This is a genomic window from Streptomyces sp. NPDC057623 (assembly GCF_042800355.1).
In the GTDB taxonomy this organism is placed as follows: Bacteria; Actinomycetota; Actinomycetes; order Streptomycetales; family Streptomycetaceae; genus Streptomyces.
The window spans coordinates 127,523-147,015 of the sequence record NZ_JBHVGZ010000020.1 but is presented as its reverse complement, the minus strand read 5'-3'; the positions used below and the strand labels follow the sequence as shown (position 1 = coordinate 147,015).

Sequence of the window (19,493 nt, the reverse complement as noted above, 5' to 3'; positions counted from 1 at the left end):
GTTGATAGGCCGGATCTGGAAGCACGGTAACGTGTGGAGGTGACCGGTACTAATAGGCCGAGGGCTTGTCCTCAGTTGCTCGCGTCCACTGTGTTGGTTCTGAAACCACGAACAGCCCCATGCTGCCACGCATGGTGCGGCTGGACAGTTTCATAGTGTTTCGGTGGTTATAGCGTGAGGGAAACGCCCGGTTACATTCCGAACCCGGAAGCTAAGCCTTACAGCGCCGATGGTACTGCAGGGGGGACCCTGTGGGAGAGTAGGACGCCGCCGAACAAATTTTGAAAGGGTTGGTCCCGGAACTTCGGTTCCGGGACCAACCCTTTTTTGTTGTGCGTCACCTGAAGTTCACGTTGCGCAACCAACATCCCCCGTATGGGTACTGCTGCAATGCTCAGGGCCGCCGGCGTCGGTGTCGGTGACGAGGTTGTCGTACCGGCCTTCGGGAACGTCGAAGTCGCCGAGGCCGTGGTGTTGGCCGGCGCGCTGCCGGTGTTCGCCGACATAGATCCGCTGACCTACTGCCTGGATGCCACCGCCGTTGAGGCGGTCGTGACCCCGCGGACGGCGGGCGTCGTTGCCGTGCATCGATTTGGTCGGTTGGCCGATATCGCTCGGCTCCACGAGATCGGTCAACGGCATGGGCTGTTGGTGTTGGAGCAGGGTGAATCCGAGGTTCCGTACGACGAGATCGCTCAGCGTCGGCAGCGGGCTTCGTATCTGGATGCGAAGTTGAGGGGTGTGCGGACGCCCGATGGCGGGGACGGGCACACCTACCAGCAATATGTCGTGCGGGTGCCGGGGAATGGGCGGCCGGATCGCGATGCGTTCGCTCGGGCCGTGCGGGCCAGGGGAGTTGAGTGCCGGGTGCCGGTGAAGACGCCGGTGCACAGGCTGCCCGAGTATCGGCGGTGTGTGTCCCTGCCGGAAACCGAACGGGCCGCTGACGAAACGTTGGCTCTGCCTGTCGACGCCGCTCTGACCAAGCGGGACATGCAGCGGGTCGTGTCGGCCTGCAATGCGCTCGGGGGACTGCTCCAGCCGGCCTTCTGAGCGAGTTTGGGAGCACAGGTGTGTTCGGGGTATGATCTATTCCGTTGCCGCGAGGGAAACTTCGCACAAGGCGACAGGCCCCTATAGCTCAGTCGGTAGAGCGTCTCCATGGTAAGGAGAAGGTCAACGGTTCGATTCCGTTTGGGGGCTCCAGACAAAAGGCCCCGCCCATTCGGGCGGGGCCTTTTTCATGCCCGAGTCTCCATTTCCTCAGTCCTTGTGGATGCCCGGGACGCGCATCGCCAGGATTGCCATGTCGTCGGACGGGGCGTCCGAGGCGAAGCGCTCGACCGCGCGCATGATGCGTGCCGCCACCGCGCCCGCCGTCAGGCCCGTGCAGGTGGTGAGGACGTCGGTGAGGCCGTCGTCGCCCAACATGCGGCTGCCTTCGCGGCGTTCGGTGACACCGTCCGTCACGCACAGGAGCACGTCGCCCGGGTCTAGGGTGATTGTCTGCTCGTAGAGCTCCAGGTCGTCCATGACGCCGAGGAGCGGCTGGGGCTCGGCGGCCGGTTCGACGGTGCCGTCCTGGCGCAGGCGGAGCGGGAGTGGGTGGCCGGCGCAGACCACCTTCAGCTCGGCGCTGCCGTCCTCCTGCGGCCTCAACTCGCCGTAGAGGAGCGTCAGGAAGCGGCTGCGGGCGCCCTCGTCGAGGATGGCGGAGTTCAGGCGCTCCAGGACTGCCGGGCCGCTGAGGCCCTCGCGTGCGAGGAGTCGTAGGGCGTGCCGGGCCAGGCCGGTGACCGCCGCCGCGTTCGGGCCCGTACCGCAGACGTCGCCGATGGCGAAGCCGTAGGCGCCGTCGCTGATCGGGAAGAGGTCGTAGAAGTCGCCGCCCACCTCGTTGCCCTCGCCGGCGGCGCGGTAGATGACCTCGACCTCGACGCCGTCGATCTCGGGCAGCTCCGGCGGCAGCAGGCTGCGCTGGAGGGACTGGCTGATGGCCGTGCGCTCCGAGTAGAGGCGGGCGTTGTCGAGGGCCAGGGCAGCCCTTCGGGAGAGGTCCTCCGCCAGTTCCAGGATTTCCTGGCGGAAGTGTTCGTCCGTTGGTTTGCCGAGGGTCAGCATGCCGATGACGCGGTTGCGGGCCACCAGTGGCAGTACGACCGTCTCGCCGCCCACAGCGGACGCCGTGGCCAGGGTGGGGCCGATGCCCGCGCTGATGCGGCCGATGGGCTCTCCCAGGCCGAGGCTGCGCATGGAGGTGCGCAGGGCCGCCTGGTGGGCGGACTCGGCGGGTGCCGACCAGACGCGGGCGCCGGGGGTGGGGACGGGGTCGGGAGGGGCGATCTTCGACAGCAGGGACTTAATGCCGTCGATGAGTTCCTCGTCCTCGTGCAGGACGTACGACAGGTACGGCTCGGAGGCCTGGTCGGCGATCGTGTAGACCGCGCACCAGGTGGCCAGGGTCGGGACCGTCATCTGGGCCATGAGGGCCAGGGTCTGGTCGCGGTCCAGGGTACCGGCGAGCAGATCGGAGGCCTCGACGAGGAAGCTCAGCGAGCCTCGGCGCAGGCGTTCCAGTTCACCCAGGCGGGCCGACTCGACCGCGAGTGCGATGCGGTCGGCGGCGAACTGGAGGCGCAGTGCCTCCTCGTTGGAGTATCTGTTGGGGGCCTCGGCGGCGACGCCCAGGGAGCCGGTGAGGCGGCCCTCGACCTTCAGGGGGACCGTGACGACCGAGCGCATGCCGGTGCCCCGCAGCAGGGGGACGGCGCCGGGGACCATCGTGAGGTCCTCGTGGACCGCCGGCATGCGGGCCGAGCCGTAGCGACCGGGGCCCGCTTCGACCGGCACGCGCGCGAAGCGCTGGCGGGCGGAGGGCAGGCCGGTGGAGGCACGGACCTCCAACTCCGTTTCGTCGTCAGTCGCCAGGAGCAGGAACGCGGAGTCTCCGTCGAGCATGTCGCGGGCGCGTTCGACCGTGCGCTGGAGGAGGCCGTCGAGGTCGTCCGGGGCGGGGGAGCCGATGAACACCTCGAAGGGGTCGGTGCTCTGCGCCTCGGTGGAGGTGTCGGAGGCCGGGATGCGCAACGGGGTCTGCAGGACGGCGCGTTCGTGGTCCCGGACCAGGAGGCAGACCGTGGAGGGCTCGCCACCCGTGTCACGGACCCGGAGGTGGGAGGCGTACACCGGCGTGACGCGGCCGTTGGCGCCCCTTATGCCGTAGCTGCCTTCCCAGCGGGAGAGTTGGAGGGCCTCGGCGATGCCGGTGCTGGTGCCCGGTGTGTGCGGCCAGGCCGCGAGGTCGGTCAGGGGCTTTCCGACGACCTGCTCGGGGGCATAGCCGAAGAGATCCTCGGCGTCCTCGTTCCAGGACGAGATGGCACCCGTACGGTCGATCTGGACCACTGCCACGCGGACACGGCCGTCGGCGAGCGGGAGGAGGTCGGAGGGCAGGGACGGGCCTGCGGCCCGCGTGCCCACGGGGCGTTCGGGGAGGTCCAGTTGGAACCAGACCTGTTTGTGGGTGGGCGTGTACTCGACGCCCCAGCGGCCGGCCAGGGCCGCGCACAGCTGGAGGCCGCGGCCGCCCTCGCGGTCGGGGCTGCCCATGTTGACGGGTGAGCCCTGGAGCGGGATCTCGCGCTCCGGATACCGGTCGGCCACCTCGATTCGTACGCCTTCGTCACTGCGCAGACACAGAACGTCCGCAGAAGTGCCCGCGTGTACGACGGCGTTGGTCACCAGTTCGCTGGTGAGTACGACGGCGTCGTCGACGATGTCGGCGAAACCCCACCCCTGGAGGGTGTCGCGGACAAAGGAGCGGGCGCTCGCGACCGATCGCCCGACGGGATCGAAGCTGGCTGCCGCGCGCGCGGTGATCACAGAACTCCTCGGCCGGTTGTCGACGTGCAGGGCTCCGAGGCCGACTGGCTCGCGCCGCTGCTGCGGCATCTGCGTGCCTGACGGCCGGTCCGGGGGCTGTCCCCCCGGGATCAGTCCGGTGGTCATGTCCGGCTGCCCCTCCGATGCCCGCTCGTACTCCTCCTGTCACCGCCCAGGCCGGACGGGACCGGCGCGGCTGGACAGCCGCATGCAAGGTTACTTACCTTCGCCGTCCATGCGGATGCCGGTCTGCAGTGTTTCCGTCCGGAGGGTGTGCGGACGATGTGCGAAGCTGCCGAACTGTTATGGCCGGGTTCAGCCGGGGTGAAACACTGGGCAAGCTTCTTGTGAAGGTCCGGTCAGGCTGAGTGTCATTCACGTATCGCGGGCAGCAGCACGTGGTGTGGCCTGGTATATCCGGCAGGAATGCCCAGCAGTAACGGGTACGCCGAACAGTAGAGCCCGAGCACAACAGTAACGGTCGACCCCTGCGGGAGGGACACAGTGGAGTCTGGCGCAGCGACGCGGGGCACTAAGACGCGCGCGAAAGGCGGACAGTCCCTGAGGAGCGAACGCAAGACGCGAGGCGGGACCACCTCGGTGGACACGGCTGCCCTGAACCGGCTGCTGGCGGCCCTGGTGTCGATGCGTGACGGGAACTTCCGGAAGCGGCTCACGGTGTCCGGGGACGGCGTGATGTCGGAGATCGCCGCCGTCTTCAACGAGGTGGCCGACCGCAATCTCCACCTCACGGGTGAGTTGGCGCGGGTGCGGCGGATGGTCGGGCGTGAGGGCAAGCTCACGGAACGGCTGGAGACGGGGGCCTGTGAGGGCTCCTGGGCGGCCGCCGTCGACAACTCCAACGCCCTGGTCGACGACCTCGTACGGCCCGTCTCCGAGGTCGGGCGGGTGCTGTCCGCGGTCGCGGAGGGTGATCTGTCGCCTCGTATGGAGTTGCGGACGCAGGCGCCGGACGGGACCGGGCATCCGCTGCGGGGTGAGTTCCTCAAGGTCGGGCGGACTGTCAACAACCTTGTCGATCAGCTGTCGACGTTTACCGACGAGGTCACGCGCGTGGCCAGCGAGGTGGGCACCGAGGGCAAGCTCGGCGGGCAGGCACGCGTGCGTGGCATGTCGGGTTCGTGGAAGGACCTCACGGACTCGGTCAACACGATGGCGTACCGGCTGACGGCCCAGGTGCGGGACATCGCGCTCGTGACCACGGCGGTCGCCAAGGGTGATCTGTCCCGGAAGGTCACGGTTCACGTGGCCGGCGAGATGCTGGAGCTGAAGAACACCGTCAACACGATGGTGGACCAGCTGTCGTCCTTCTCCTCCGAGGTGACGCGAGTCGCGCGTGAGGTCGGCACCGAGGGGGAGCTGGGCGGGCAGGCGCAGGTGCCCGGGGTGGCCGGAACGTGGAAGGACCTCACCGATTCGGTGAACCTCATGGCCGGCAACCTGACCGCGCAGGTGCGAGGAATCGCGCAGGTGACGACGGCGGTCGCCAACGGTGACCTGTCGCAGAAGGTCACCGTGTCGGCGCGCGGTGAGGTCGCGCAGCTCGCGGACACGATCAACCAGATGACCGAGACGCTGCGGATCTTCGCGGACGAGGTCACGCGCGTGGCCAACGAGGTCGGCGCCGAGGGACGGCTGGGCGGCCAGGCGAACGTGCCGGGCGCGGCGGGGACGTGGAAGGACCTGACGGACTCCGTCAACACGGCGTTCAGGAACCTCACCGGACAAGTGAGGGACATCGCCGCCGTGACGACGGCCGTGGCCAACGGTGATCTGTCGCAGAAGGTCACCGTGGATGTCTCCGGCGAGATGCTGGAGCTGAAGAACACCGTGAACACGATGGTGGACCAGCTCTCGTCGTTCGGCTCCGAGGTCACGCGTGTCGCGCGTGAAGTGGGTGTCGAGGGTGAGCTGGGCGGGCAGGCCCAGGTGCCGGGGGCCGCGGGGACGTGGAAGGACCTGACGGACTCCGTCAACACGGCGTTCAGGAACCTCACCGGACAGGTGAGGAACATCGCCCAGGTGACCACGGCCGTGGCCAACGGTGATCTGTCGCAGAAGGTCACCGTGGACGTCTCCGGCGAGATGCTCCAGCTGAAGAACACCGTGAACACGATGGTGGACCAGCTGTCGTCGTTCGCCGACCAGGTCACGCGCATGGCCCGGGACGTGGGCACCGAGGGCCGGCTGGGCGGTCAGGCGGTGGTACCGGGTGTGGCCGGTACGTGGAAGGAGCTCACCGACTCCGTCAACGGAATGGCGGGAAACCTCACCGCCCAGGTGCGCAACATCGCCCAGGTGACGACCGCGGTAGCTCAAGGTGACCTGTCGCAGAAGATCGACGTCGACGCGCGCGGCGAGATCCTTGAGCTCAAGAACACCATCAACACGATGGTCGACCAGCTCTCCGGCTTCGCCGACCAGGTCACCCGGGTCGCCCGCGAGGTGGGCACCGAGGGACGCCTCGGCGGTCAGGCGCAGGTGCCCGGCGTCGCCGGTGTGTGGCGGGACCTGACCGACTCCGTGAACGGGATGGCGGGAAACCTCACCGCCCAGGTGCGCAACATCGCGCAGGTGGCCACCGCGGTGGCTCGCGGTGACCTGTCGCAGAAGATCACCGTGGACGCGCGCGGCGAGATCCTGGAGCTCAAGAACACGCTGAACACGATGGTGGACCAGCTGTCGTCGTTCGCTGAGGAGGTCACCAGGGTCGCCCGTGAGGTGGGTACGGAGGGCCAGCTCGGCGGTCAGGCCGAGGTGCAGGGCGTCTCCGGCACCTGGAAGGACCTCACCCAGTCCGTGAACTTCATGGCGAACAACCTGACCATCCAGGTGCGCAACATCGCCGAGGTCACGACCGCGGTCGCCAAGGGCGACCTGTCCAAGAAGATCACTGTTGACGCGAAGGGCGAGATTCTCGAGCTCGTCACGACGGTCAACACGATGGTCGACCAGCTCTCCAGCTTCGCCGAGCAGGTGACCCGGGTGGCCCGCGAGGTGGGTACCGAGGGCATCCTGGGCGGCCAGGCGCACGTGCCCGGTATCACGGGCATCTGGAAGGACCTCAGCGGCAACGTCAACCTGATGGCCAAGAACCTGACCATGCAGGTGCGGAACATCTCCCAGGTCGCGAACGCGGTCGCCAACGGTGACCTGACCCGGACGGTGACGATCGAGGCGCGCGGTGAGGTGGCGCAGCTCGCCGACACCTTCAACACCATGGTGAAGACGCTGAGTTCGTTCGCCGACCAGGTCACCAAGGTGGCCCGCGAAGTGGGTACGGACGGGATCCTCGGTGGTCAGGCGCATGTGCCGGGTGTGGCCGGTACGTGGAAGGACCTCACCGAGTCCGTGAACCAGATGGCGTCCAACCTGACCGGTCAGGTGCGCAACATCGCCATGGTCACGACCGCCATCGCCAAGGGTGACCTGACCAAGAAGATCGACATCGACGCTCGCGGCGAGATCCTCGAGCTCAAGACGACGATCAACACGATGGTCGACCAGCTGTCGTCCTTCGCCGAGGAGGTCACCCGAGTCGCCCGCGAGGTGGGTACGGAAGGGCAGCTCGGCGGCCAGGCACGCGTGCGTGACGTCGACGGCACCTGGCGCGACCTCACCGAGTCCGTGAACGAGATGGCGGGAAACCTCACCAGGCAGGTGCGGGCCATCGCGCGCGTGGCGACCGCAGTGACCCGAGGCGACCTGAACCTGAAGATCGACGTCGACGCGTCCGGCGAGATCCAGGAGCTCCAGGACTACATCAACAAGATGATCGCCAACCTGCGCGACACCACGATCGCCAACAAGGAGCAGGACTGGCTCAAGGGCAACCTCGCCCGGATCTCCGCGCTGATGCAGGGCCGCCGCGATCTGGAGGACGTGGCCTCGCTGATCATGAGCGAGCTGACGCCGGTGGTGACCGCACAGCACGGTGCGTTCTTCGTCGCGATGCCGCTCCTGGACGGCAAGGACCTCGCTGCCGAGAGCGACGACCAGTACGAGCTGCGGATGCTCGGGTCGTACGGCTACTCGATGGGATCCATGCCGACGTCCTTCAGGCCGGGTGAGGCGCTCATCGGGACGGCCGCCGAGGAGAAGCGCACGATCCTGGTGGAGAACGCGCCCAGTGGCTACCTGAAGATCTCCTCCGGGCTCGGCGAGGCGCCTCCCGCACAAGTGATCGTCCTTCCGGTGCTGTTCGAGGGCAAGGTGCTCGGCGTCATCGAGCTGGCCTCCTTCACCCCCTTCACGCAGATCCAGAAGGATTTCCTCAACCAGATCGCCGAGATGATCGCGACCAGCGTCAACACCATCTCCGTCAACACCAAGACCGAGGTGCTGCTGAAGCAGTCGCAGGAGCTGACCGAGCAACTGCGTGACCGGTCGGAGGAGTTGGAGAACCGGCAGAAGGCCCTCCAGGCGTCCAACGCCGAGCTGGAGGAGAAGGCCGAGCTGCTGGCCCAGCAGAACCGCGACATCGAGGTGAAGAACACGGAGATCGAGGAGGCGCGGCAGGTCCTGGAGGAGCGCGCCGAGCAGCTGGCCGTGTCGATGCGCTACAAGAGCGAGTTCCTCGCCAACATGTCGCACGAGCTGCGTACGCCGCTCAACTCGCTGCTGATCCTGGCCAAGCTGCTCGCCGACAACGCCGAGGGCAATCTCTCGCCGAAGCAGGTCGAGTTCGCCGAGACCATCCACGGCGCCGGCTCCGACCTGCTCCAGCTGATCAACGACATCCTCGACCTGTCGAAGGTCGAGGCGGGCAAGATGGACGTCTCGCCGACCCGTATCGCGCTCGTCCAGCTCGTCGACTACGTGGAGGCCACGTTCCGGCCACTGACCGCGGAGAAGGGCCTGGACCTGTCCGTACGGGTCTCCCCGGAGCTGCCGGCCACCCTGCACACCGACGAACAGCGGCTGTTGCAGGTGCTGCGCAACCTGCTGTCCAACGCGGTGAAGTTCACCGACTCCGGGTCGGTGGAGCTGGTCATCCGGCCCGCCGGGATGGACGTGCCGCAGAAGATCCGGGAGCAGCTGCTGGAGGCCGGCTCGCTGACCGAGGCGGACGCGCCGCTGATCGCGTTCTCCGTGACCGACACGGGCATCGGGATCGCGGCCAGCAAGATGCGGGTGATCTTCGAGGCGTTCAAGCAGGCGGACGGCACGACCAGCCGCAAGTACGGCGGTACGGGGCTGGGGCTGTCGATCTCGCGGGAGATCGCGCAGCTGCTCGGCGGGGAGATCCACGCGCAGAGCGAACCGGGACGAGGCTCGACATTCACGCTGTATTTGCCGCTGCACCCGAGCGAACTGCCTCCGCACGGCTACCAGCAGCAGTTGCCGCCCCTCGACGCGGGCGCCCTGGTGGCCTCGGCGGCCGAGCTGGCGGAGCTGGCCGACGTGGAGGTCGAGACGCCGGCCGAGGTGCGCTCGTACCGGGAGACGCAGAACGGCGCCGCGGCGCTCTTCAGGCGCCGCCGCAGGGCCGCGAGCGAGCTCGAGCAGCGGCCGGTGCAGCCGGAGCAGTGGTCGGCGACGGAGCAGAACACGGCGCCGCAGTCGCGGCGGGGCATCCGGTTCGGCGGTGAGAAGGTGCTGATCGTCGACGACGACATCCGCAACGTCTTCGCGCTGACCAGCGTCCTGGAACAGCACGGCCTGTCCGTGCTGTACGCGGAGAACGGCCGTGAGGGCATCGAGGTCCTGGAGCAGCACGACGACGTGGCGGTCGTCCTGATGGACATCATGATGCCCGAGATGGACGGGTACGCGACGACCTCGGCGATCCGCAGGATGCCGCAGTTCGCCGGGCTCCCGATCATCGCACTGACCGCGAAGGCGATGAAGGGCGACCGGGAGAAGGCGATCGAGTCGGGTGCCTCCGACTACGTGACGAAGCCGGTCGATCCCGATCATCTGCTGGCGGTGATGGATCAGTGGATGAGGGAGCAGTGACCGGAGCTGACAGCGTTCACACGGAGTTGCTGACTCAGTGTGCTCGAAGCCGTGTAGAAGTGCGGGATTCGGGGAACCTTCTGGTCTCCTGCTGCGTTTCTGCTACGTGCACAGTGACATCGCGGTGACAGGGTGTGGCGACAGGCGGGGTGCGGCTACCATGACCGGCACGAGGGCGGGCGGCGTAAGGGAGTCGTCCCCTGGGGCGGAGCCCGGTGCACTGCCGGGGCGAGGAGGGCGGGCCATGGTGCAGAAGGCCAAGATCCTCCTGGTCGATGACCGGCCGGAGAATCTGCTGGCGCTGGAGGCGATCCTCTCTGCGCTCGATCAGACCCTGGTGCGGGCATCGTCCGGGGAGGAAGCGCTCAAAGCACTGCTGACGGACGACTTCGCGGTCATTCTGCTGGACGTCCAGATGCCGGGAATGGACGGTTTCGAAACCGCGGCGCACATCAAGCGGCGAGAACGGACCCGGGACATCCCGATCATCTTCCTCACCGCGATCAACCACGGCCCGCATCACACCTTCCGTGGATACGCGGCGGGCGCGGTGGACTACATCTCGAAGCCGTTCGACCCGTGGGTGCTGCGGGCGAAGGTCTCGGTGTTCGTCGAGCTGTACATGAAGAACTGCCAGCTGCGTGAGCAGGCGGCGCTGCTGCGGCTCCAGTTGGAGGGCGGCGGCAAGGCCGCGGGTGCCGACTCGAAGGAGCCGACCGGGCTGCTGGCCGAGCTGTCGGCGCGGCTCGCCGCGGTCGAGGAGCAGGCCGAGGCGCTGTCCAAGCAGCTTGACGACGAGTCGGCGGACGCGGCGGCGGTGGCCACGGCGGCTCATCTCGAACGCAAACTCACGGGACTGCGGCGGGCGCTGGACGCGCTGGAGCCGGGCACCGGAAGCACGTCGTCGGTTCCCTCGCAGAACTGACGTCGCGGTCGCGCGGGTTGACGTGCGACCGTCGCGGGGCCGTCCAGCGTGTGACTGGCCCGTGAACCGGCGTCAGTTCGCCGCCTCTACAAGGGCGACACGAACGGGTGAAGCAGTGGGCACACGTGTCCGCTGTCGTCTCCACCGGTAACCTCACACCCATGGCCTCACGTCCGTCCGCAGCCAAGAAGCCGCCCGCGAAGAAGGCGGCCGCTTCCGCGAAGGCCCCGGCGAAGAAGGCCGCTGCCAAGAAAGCCCCCGCGAAGAAGGCGCCGGCCAAGAAGGCCGCGGCGAAGAAAGCCGCGCCCCCGCCCAAGCCGGCTCCCAACCCCACGGGGGGCATCTACCGGCTCGTGCGTGCCGTCTGGCTCGGGCTGGCGCACGCGGTCGGTGCCGTGTTCCGCGGCATAGGGCAGGGCGCGAAGAACCTCGACCCGGCCCATCGCAAGGACGGCATCGCGCTCTTGCTCCTCGGGCTCGCGCTGATTGTCGCCGCCGGTACCTGGTCCAATCTGCGCGGCCCCGTCGGGGACCTCGTCGAGATCATCGTCACCGGTGCCTTCGGCCGGCTCGACCTGCTGGTGCCGATACTGCTCGCGGTCATCGGTGTCCGGTTCATCCGGCACCCCGAGAAGCCCGAGGCCAACGGCCGTATCGTCATCGGCCTGTCCGCGCTCGTCATCGGCGTGCTCGGCCAGGTCCACGTCGCCGTCGGCTCGCCCGCCCGCAGCGACGGCATGCAGGCCATAAGGGACGCGGGCGGCCTCATCGGCTGGGGCGCGGCGACTCCACTGACGTACACCATGGGCGAGGTCCTCGCCGTACCGCTGCTCGTGCTGCTCACGATCTTCGGTCTGCTGGTCGTCACGGCCACCCCGGTCAACGCCATTCCGCAGCGGCTGCGGCTGCTGGGCATCAAGCTCGGCATCCTGCCCGACCCGGATGAGGACGAGGACGACGTCACCGAGGACGACCAGCGCTACGACGACCAGTGGCGCGAGGCGCTGCCCGCGGCTCGCGGTCGCAAGCGGCGTTCGGCCCCCGAGGCGTACGACCCCGACGGCGCCGAGCAGGAGGCCCTCTCGCGGCGTCGCGGCCGCCCGAGGCGCTCCGCGGTGCCGCAGCCTGAGATGAACCGTCCCATGGACGCTGTGGACGTCGCGGCGGCCGCCGCTGCCGCGCTCGACGGTGCCGTCCTGCACGGAATGCCGCCCTCGCCGATCGTCGCCGACCTCACCCAGGGCGTGAGCGTGGGCGACCGCGCGGAGACCACCCCGGTGCCGACGCCGGTCCCGGCCGCGCGGCCCAAGCAGGAGAAGCTCCCCAAGTCCGAGCCGACGGACCTGACGAAGTCCGAGCCGGCGGATCTGACCAAGGCCGAGGTCCCGGACCTCACCAAGGCCGCGCCGGACCAGATCCGCGACCTGCCTCCACGCGCCGAACAGCTCCAGCTGTCCGGCGACATCACGTACTCGCTTCCGTCGCTCGACCTCCTGGAGCGCGGCGGCCCGGGCAAGACGCGCAGTGCCGCCAACGACGCCATCGTCGACTCGCTCACCCAGGTCTTCACCGAGTTCAAGGTCGACGCCCGTGTCACCGGCTTCACGCGCGGGCCGACGGTCACGCGCTACGAGGTCGAGCTCGGGCCCGCCGTGAAGGTCGAGCGGATCACCGCGCTGACCAAGAACATCGCGTACGCGGTCGCCAGCCCGGACGTCCGGATCATCAGCCCGATCCCCGGCAAGTCCGCGGTCGGCATCGAGATCCCCAACACCGACCGCGAGATGGTCAACCTCGGTGACGTGCTGCGCCTCGCGGCCGCCGCAGAGGACGACCATCCGATGCTGGTCGCGCTCGGCAAGGACGTCGAGGGCGGCTATGTGATGGCCAACATCGCGAAGATGCCGCATGTGCTGGTTGCCGGTGCGACCGGTTCCGGTAAGTCGTCGTGCATTAACTGCTTGATCACTTCGGTCATGATGCGGGCGACCCCGGAGGACGTGCGCATGGTGCTCGTCGACCCCAAGCGCGTCGAGCTCACCGCCTACGAGGGCATCCCGCACCTGATCACGCCGATCATCACCAACCCGAAGCGGGCCGCCGAGGCGCTCCAGTGGGTCGTACGGGAGATGGATCTCCGATACGACGACCTGGCGGCGTACGGCTACCGGCACATCGACGACTTCAACGAAGCCGTGCGCAACGGCAAGGTGAAGGCGCCGGAGGGCAGTGAGCGGGTGCTCCAGCCGTATCCGTACCTGCTGGTGATCGTCGACGAGCTCGCCGACCTGATGATGGTCGCGCCGCGTGACGTCGAGGACTCGATCGTGCGTATCACGCAGCTCGCGCGCGCGGCCGGCATCCACCTGGTGCTCGCCACACAGCGGCCGTCGGTCGACGTCGTCACCGGTCTGATCAAGGCGAACGTCCCCTCGCGGCTCGCCTTCGCCACGTCGTCGCTCGCGGACTCGCGGGTCATCCTCGACCAGCCAGGCGCCGAGAAGCTGATCGGCAAGGGCGACGGGCTGTTCCTGCCGATGGGCGCCAACAAGCCCACGCGTATGCAGGGCGCCTTCGTGACCGAGGAAGAGGTCGCGGTCGTCGTCCAGCACTGCAAGGACCAGATGGCGCCCGTCTTCCGGGACGACGTCACCGTGGGCACCAAGCAGAAGAAGGAGATCGACGAGGACATCGGTGACGACCTCGACCTGCTGTGCCAGGCGGCCGAGCTGGTCGTCTCCACGCAGTTCGGGTCGACCTCGATGCTCCAGCGCAAGCTGCGGGTCGGGTTCGCCAAGGCAGGGCGGCTGATGGACCTCATGGAGTCCCGGGGCGTCGTCGGGCCGAGCGAGGGTTCCAAGGCTCGTGACGTTCTTGTGAAACCTGACGAGCTGGACGGCGTGCTCGCCGTGATCCGCGGGGAGGCTTAAAGGGAGTCCGGGGTGGAAACGGACGCAGTGGTCGCCTTGCGGACGGGTGGGTGATGAGTCGATGTCCGATCGTGACTCACCCGTGAGGGATCATTGAGCAACCGTTCCCCTTCGGCGTACGTCAAGTTGAGGGAAGCGCGAGAATCCCGTATCTCCGTCATCGGCGTGTCCGGCCATTCCGATGGCGTACAAAGTCCCACCGCCCGGTTGCCCCACCCTTTCGTACCCCCCCTAGACTGAACCTCCAGCACAGGTGGCTTAAACGCTCGAAAGGCGCCCCCGTGTCCATCGGCAACTCCCCTGAAGACGAGCGTCCGTTCGAAGACGTGTCCGACGAATCCCGCCCCTCGATCGGCCGTGCCCTCCAGCAGGCTCGCATCGACGCAGGGCTGACCGTCGACGACGTCAGTAACGCCACCCGGGTCCGTATCGCCATCGTGCATGCCATCGAGGACGACAACTTCGCCGCCTGCGGCGGTGACGTGTATGCCCGTGGCCACATCCGGACCCTGGCCAAAGCCGTCCACCTCGACCCCGCCCCGCTCCTCGCCCAGTACGACGACTCGCACGGCGGACGACCGGCGCCGACCCCGGCGGCCCCCCTGTTCGAGGCGGAGCGCATCCGCCCGGAGCGGCGCGGGCCCAACTGGACCGCGGCCATGGTCGCCGCGATCGTCGCCGTGGTCGGGTTCGTCGGGTTCACCGCGTTCAAGGGCGAGGACGAGGGCGGCAAGTCGTCGGTCGCCGAGGGTGGCTCGACGCCGACGGCCGACAAGACCACGCCCACCCCGAAGACCGACAAGCCCAAGGACCCCGATCCGGAGCCGTCGGACAGCGCCATCGCCGCCGTGCCGCAGGACAAGGTGACCGTCCAGGTCAGCGCCGTCGACGGCAGGAGCTGGGTCGGTGTCAAGGACCACAACGGCAAGCTGCTCTTCGACGACCTGCTCAAGCAGGGTGAGTCCAAGACCTTCCAGGACAGCGAGAAGATCAACCTCGTCCTCGGTGACGCGGGTGCGATCGACCTCTACGTCAACGGCAAGAAGATCGAGGACGACTGGCAGCCGGGCGCCGTGGAGCGCCTCACGTACACGAAGGGTGACCCGCAGGCCGGATAAGTCCGGCTGAAGGGTCGAGCGCGGACGGGGTTGGCCAAGATCGGCCAACCCCGTCGACGTGGGCTGTCAGTGAGACAAAGTAGTCTTGAGCCCATGCCTGAACGCCGTACCGTCGCACTGGTCACTCTTGGCTGCGCCCGTAACGAGGTGGACTCGGAGGAGCTCGCAGGCCGTTTGGAGGCGGACGGCTGGGATCTCGTGGAGGACGCCGGAGACGCGGACGTCGCCGTCGTCAACACGTGTGGCTTCGTCGACGCCGCCAAGAAGGACTCCGTGGACGCCCTCCTGGAGGCCAATGACCTCAAGGGGCATGGAAGAACCCAGGCCGTCGTGGCGGTGGGCTGTATGGCCGAGCGGTACGGCAAGGAACTCGCCGAGGCTCTCCCCGAGGCCGACGGCGTGCTCGGCTTCGACGACTACGCGAACATCTCGGACCGCCTCCAGACCATCCTGAACGGCGGCATCCACGCCGCCCACACCCCGCGCGACCGGCGCAAGCTGCTGCCGATCAGCCCGGCCGAGCGTCAGGAGTCGGCAGCCGGTGTCGCACTTCCCGGGCACGCGCCCGTGGATCTTCCGGAAGGGCTCGCTCCGGCCTCCGGCCCCCGTGCGCCCCTGCGTCGCCGCCTGGACGGTGCCCCGGTCGCCTCGGTGAAGCTCGCCTCCGGCTGCGACCGGCGCTGTTCCTTCTGCGCCATCCCGTCCTTCCGCGGCTCCTTCATCTCGCGCCGCCCGAGCGATGTGCTGAACGAGACGCGATGGCTGGCTGAGCAGGGCGTCAAGGAGATCATGCTGGTCTCCGAGAACAACACGTCGTACGGCAAGGACCTGGGCGACATCCGCCTGCTGGAGTCCCTCCTGCCCGAGCTCGCCGAGGTCGACGGCCTCGAGCGGGTGCGCGTCAGCTACCTCCAGCCGGCCGAGATGCGGCCCGGCCTCATCGACGTGCTGACGTCCACCCCGAAGATCGCCCCCTACTTCGACCTGTCCTTCCAGCACTCCGCGCCCGACGTGCTGCGCGCGATGCGCCGCTTCGGCGACACCGACCGGTTCCTGGAGCTGCTCGACACGATCCGCAGCAAGGCCCCGCAGGCCGGCGTGCGCTCCAACTTCATCGTGGGCTTCCCCGGCGAGACCGAGGCCGACCTGGCCGAGCTGGAGCGGTTCCTGAACGGCGCGCGCCTGGATGCCATCGGCGTCTTCGGGTACTCCGACGAGGACGGCACCGAGGCCGCGACGTACGACGACAAGCTCGACGAAGACGTCGTCGCCGAGCGGCTGGCCCGTGTCTCGCGGCTGGCCGAGGAACTCGTCTCGCAGCGGGCCGAGGAGCGACTCGGGGAGACCGTGCACGTGCTCGTCGAGGCGGTGGACGCCGAGGACTCGACGGAGGGCGCGTACGGCCGTGGGGCGCACCAGGCGCCGGAGACGGACGGCCAGGTGCTGCTCACGAGCGGCGAGGGACTGAGTATCGGTCGTATGGTCGAGGCGAAGGTGGTCGGTACGGAAGGTGTCGACCTGGTGGCCGAGCCGCTTCAGGGCATGCTCGCGTGTAGTGAGGAGGCGGGCAGATGACCGGAGTTCCGGCGTCCGCCGCGGGTGGCTCCTCCCCGGCGGGTGCGGCGGGCAAGGCGAGCGCCGTGGGTTCGTCCAAGGCCGCCGGATCGAAGGCGGGCGGCGCCGAACCGGGTGTCGCGGGCGGCGCGAAGTCAGCGCGCGGCGGGAAGATCGCGGCCGCGGCCGTCAACCAGGCCAGCGTCTGGAACATCGCCAACCTTCTGACCATGCTCCGGCTGGTCCTGGTCCCCGCGTTCGTCGTGCTGATGCTGGCCGACGGCGGATACGACCCGGCGTGGCGCTCCCTGGCCTGGGCGGCCTTCGCTGTCGCCATGATCACCGATCTGTTCGACGGCCACCTGGCGCGGACGTACGACCTCGTCACCGACTTCGGGAAGATCGCCGATCCCATCGCCGACAAGGCGATCATGGGCGCGGCGCTGATCTGTCTGTCGGCCCTCGGTGATCTGCCGTGGTGGGTGACGGGCGTCATCCTCGGCCGGGAACTCGGCGTCACGGTTCTGCGTTTCATCGTCATCCGGTACGGCGTGATCCCGGCGAGCCGGGGCGGCAAGCTCAAGACCCTCACGCAGGGCGTGGCCGTCGGGATGTACATCCTGGCGCTGACGGGGTGGCTGGCCACGTTGCGGTTCTGGGTGATGGCTGCGGCCGTCCTCCTGACCGTGGTGACCGGGCTCGACTATGTGAGACAGGCCATTGTGCTGCGCAGGCAGGGAATTGCCGAGCGCGAGGCCGCGTTGGAGGAGGCGGAAGCGTGAGTTCCCCGGCCGCCGACGTGGTGCGACTACTCGCAGTGAAGGGCGAAACGGTCGCTGTCGCCGAGTCACTGACCGGGGGACTCGTTGCGGCGGAAATCACCGCCGCCCCTGGGGCCTCCAAGGCCTTCCGGGGGTCGGTGACTGCCTACGCCACCGAGCTGAAGCATGAGCTGCTCGGCGTGGACGCCACCTTGCTGGCCCAGCATGGAGCGGTGAATCCACAGGTCGCAGCCCAGATGGCGGCCGGCGTACGGAAGGCGCTGGGAGCCGACTGGGGCCTGGCCACGACTGGCGTCGCGGGGCCCGACGAGCAGGACGGGCAGCCCGTGGGAACCGTCTTCGTGGCTGTGGACGGACCTGCCGGTCCCGCTTCCGGTTCCGCCGGTGGCGGAAAAGTGGAGGCCCTGCGGTTGAACGGCGACCGTGCGGAAATTCGTATGGAGAGTGTACGGAGCGTACTCGCACTGCTTCTGACGGAGCTTGCGAGCGAACACAGTGGGAATGAGCGGGCACAGGATACGGAACGGAACGGGGGGTTTTGATGTTTGCAGCCCTGAGTGAACACGACATCGCTCCCCGCACGGCCGCGGCGCAAGGCGGTACGGTGGGGCGTGAAGGATGCGGCTACGCGGTCCGAGGAGGGAGCCACCGATGATTCTGCTCCGTCGCCTGCTGGGTGACGTGCTGCGTCGGCAGCGCCAGCGCCAGGGCCGTACTCTGCGCGAAGTCTCCTCGTCCGCCCGAGTCTCACTCGGCTATCTCTCCGAGGTGGAGCGGGGGCAGAAGGAGGCTTCCTCCGAGCTGCTCGCCGCGATCTGCGACGCGCTGGACGTACGGATGTCCGAGCTCATGCGGGAAGTGAGCGACGAGCTCGCCCTCGCCGAGCTGGCCCAGTCTGCTGCGGCCACGCCCAGCGAGCCTGTACCGGCGTCGGTCCGTCCGATGCTGGGTTCCGTGTCGGTGACCGGTGTGCCACCGGAACGGGTGACCATCAAGGCGCCTTCCGAGGCGGTGGACGTGGTCGCCGCCTGACGGTGACCAGGGTGCGCGTGGGCTGACCATGCGCCGAGGATGTGTGTGAGGCCCCGGCCGGGGCTCTTCAGGGAGACCTGAGGGAGTGCGGTCGGGGTTTCGTGCTGTTCGGGGACTTTCAGGTGCGTCTCCAGGACCTGCCTCGTCCGTTTGCCGGTGCGGGGCCCGGCGGTCATGGTGGAGAAGGTGACGGCGCCTGACGCGCTGTGACGACGTTGGCCCGCGCTGCATCCGTGTGCCGCTGGTGCGCCCTCCCGGCGGGTGAATGGGCGGCCTAGCCTCGGGCTGGAGGTGAGCGGATGGCACGGCCGATAGCGCGCTGGGGGGTGGCCCTCGTGCTCGGGGCGCTGTGGTGGTGGGCCGTGTTACGGCTCGCGCTGTCGCCCGGTGCCGGGGCACTGGAGGCGGCCGTCGCCGCGGGAGGGTGGGGGTTGAGTCTGTTGCCGGTGCACTGTGTGCCGAAGGCGCGGGCCGCGGGAGCCGTCGACCCGCACCGCTGGACTCAGGCCTGGCAGGCGGGGCGGGTTACCAAGGCATCGCCACACCGCCGTTCGGACGCAGGATCTGCCCCGTGGTGAAGGACGAGGCGTCGGACGCCAGGTGAAGCACCGCGTGCGCGATGTCCTCCGGTTCGCCGACCCGGCCCAGCGGTGACATCCGGGCCATGAACACCTCGGTCTGCGTCTGAGCCGCGGTGCCGTGGCGGTCGGTCATGGGGGTACGTATCCAGCCCGGGGCGACCGCGTTGACGCGGATGCCGTGCGGGCCCATCTCCGTCGCCAGCGTCTTCGTCAGCTGCACGACGGCCGCCTTGGCCGCGCCGTAGCAGAGCAGGCCGGGGCCGCCGGTGTCGACGGCGCCTGAAGCCATCGTGATGATGCTGCCCCTGATGTGGCGGGCGAGCATCGCGCGGGCTGCCTCCTGACAGGCGTACAGCACTCCCTTGAAGTTGACGTCGAGTACGCGGTCGAGGTCCTCGTCGCGGGTTTCCAGGACCGGACTGCTGTGCATGATCCCGGCGACGGCTGCCATCACGTCGAGTCGCTCGCAGGAGGCGACGGCCTGGCGGAGCTGTTCGCGATCGGTGACGTCGAGATGGTGGGTGAGGGCGGTACCGCCGCTCGCCTTGATCAGGGTCGCCGTGTCGTGCAGGCCCTGTGTGTCGCGGTCGGCGCAGTGCACGGCGGCACCGGCCTCCGCGAGCAGGACGGCCGAGGCGCGGCCGATGCCGCTGGCGGCGCCGGTGACGAATGCGGTGCGTCCGGTGAGGTCGTACGCCTTGACGGCCATG

General features: G+C 68.5%; 12 protein-coding genes, 1 tRNA gene and 2 rRNA genes. 13 read left to right on the top strand and 2 right to left on the bottom strand.

Annotated features, from left to right (window positions below; genetic code table 11):
• The 4 genes from ACFU95_RS22045 to ACFU95_RS22030 all read left to right on the top strand — a co-directional run.
• A 23S ribosomal RNA gene (locus tag ACFU95_RS22045) occupies positions 1 to 73 on the top strand; the annotation flags it as partial.
• Between the two features lie 86 nt (positions 74 to 159).
• Positions 160 to 276 (top strand): 5S ribosomal RNA (rrf, locus tag ACFU95_RS22040).
• Positions 277 to 390: 114 nt separating this feature from the next.
• Positions 391 to 1,053 (top strand): DegT/DnrJ/EryC1/StrS family aminotransferase, encoded by a 663-nt coding sequence (locus ACFU95_RS22035; RefSeq protein ID WP_383830118.1) that lies wholly within the window; start codon positions 391 to 393, stop codon positions 1,051 to 1,053.
• Positions 1,054 to 1,130: 77 nt separating this feature from the next.
• Positions 1,131 to 1,206 (top strand) — tRNA-Thr (locus ACFU95_RS22030).
• Between the two features lie 57 nt (positions 1,207 to 1,263).
• On the opposite strand, the gene ACFU95_RS22025 is transcribed toward ACFU95_RS22030, so the two are convergent.
• Complete coding sequence (locus tag ACFU95_RS22025) at positions 1,264 to 4,008, bottom strand: SpoIIE family protein phosphatase (RefSeq protein ID WP_383830107.1); 2,745 nt, start codon at positions 4,006 to 4,008, stop codon at positions 1,264 to 1,266.
• Between the two features lie 378 nt (positions 4,009 to 4,386).
• Between ACFU95_RS22025 and ACFU95_RS22020 the strand changes: the two genes are divergently transcribed.
• The 9 genes from ACFU95_RS22020 to ACFU95_RS21980 all read left to right on the top strand — a co-directional run bounded on the left by ACFU95_RS22020 (position 4,387) and on the right by ACFU95_RS21980 (position 18,780).
• Complete coding sequence (locus ACFU95_RS22020; protein WP_383830104.1) at positions 4,387 to 9,861, top strand: HAMP domain-containing protein; 5,475 nt, start codon at positions 4,387 to 4,389, stop codon at positions 9,859 to 9,861.
• A 244-nt stretch (positions 9,862 to 10,105) separates the two neighbouring features.
• The gene (locus ACFU95_RS22015) at positions 10,106 to 10,786 is read left to right on the top strand and encodes a two-component system response regulator (protein ID WP_048580335.1); all 681 of its coding nucleotides are present in this window, start codon (positions 10,106 to 10,108) and stop codon (positions 10,784 to 10,786) included.
• 161 nt (positions 10,787 to 10,947) lie between these two features.
• Positions 10,948 to 13,716 (top strand): DNA translocase FtsK, encoded by a 2,769-nt coding sequence (locus ACFU95_RS22010; protein ID WP_383830101.1) that lies wholly within the window; start codon positions 10,948 to 10,950, stop codon positions 13,714 to 13,716.
• Between the two features lie 281 nt (positions 13,717 to 13,997).
• A complete protein-coding gene (locus tag ACFU95_RS22005; protein ID WP_383830099.1) occupies positions 13,998 to 14,834 on the top strand; it encodes a helix-turn-helix domain-containing protein in 837 nt (278 codons plus the stop codon).
• Between the two features lie 93 nt (positions 14,835 to 14,927).
• Positions 14,928 to 16,409: a 30S ribosomal protein S12 methylthiotransferase RimO gene (gene rimO / locus ACFU95_RS22000; protein ID WP_383830097.1), complete on the top strand. Its 1,482-nt coding sequence runs from the start codon at positions 14,928 to 14,930 to the stop codon at positions 16,407 to 16,409.
• A complete protein-coding gene (gene pgsA, locus ACFU95_RS21995; protein WP_383830094.1) occupies positions 16,406 to 17,170 on the top strand; it encodes a CDP-diacylglycerol--glycerol-3-phosphate 3-phosphatidyltransferase in 765 nt (254 codons plus the stop codon). The genes rimO and pgsA overlap by 4 nt, the downstream gene beginning before the upstream one ends.
• On the top strand, positions 17,167 to 17,712 hold the full coding sequence (locus ACFU95_RS21990; protein ID WP_383830091.1) for a CinA family protein: 546 nt from the start codon (positions 17,167 to 17,169) through the stop codon (positions 17,710 to 17,712). The genes pgsA and ACFU95_RS21990 overlap by 4 nt, the downstream gene beginning before the upstream one ends.
• Before the next feature lie 109 nt (positions 17,713 to 17,821).
• The gene (locus ACFU95_RS21985; RefSeq protein ID WP_030046881.1) at positions 17,822 to 18,202 is read left to right on the top strand and encodes a helix-turn-helix domain-containing protein; all 381 of its coding nucleotides are present in this window, start codon (positions 17,822 to 17,824) and stop codon (positions 18,200 to 18,202) included.
• Between the two features lie 299 nt (positions 18,203 to 18,501).
• Positions 18,502 to 18,780: a hypothetical protein gene (locus tag ACFU95_RS21980; protein WP_383830088.1), complete on the top strand. Its 279-nt coding sequence runs from the start codon at positions 18,502 to 18,504 to the stop codon at positions 18,778 to 18,780.
• Here ACFU95_RS21980 and ACFU95_RS21975 read toward each other — a convergent pair.
• Positions 18,728 to 19,492 (bottom strand): SDR family NAD(P)-dependent oxidoreductase, encoded by a 765-nt coding sequence (locus ACFU95_RS21975; protein ID WP_383830085.1) that lies wholly within the window; start codon positions 19,490 to 19,492, stop codon positions 18,728 to 18,730. The two genes, ACFU95_RS21980 and ACFU95_RS21975, sit on opposite strands and share 53 nt — an antisense overlap.
• Position 19,493 lies beyond the last annotated feature (1 nt).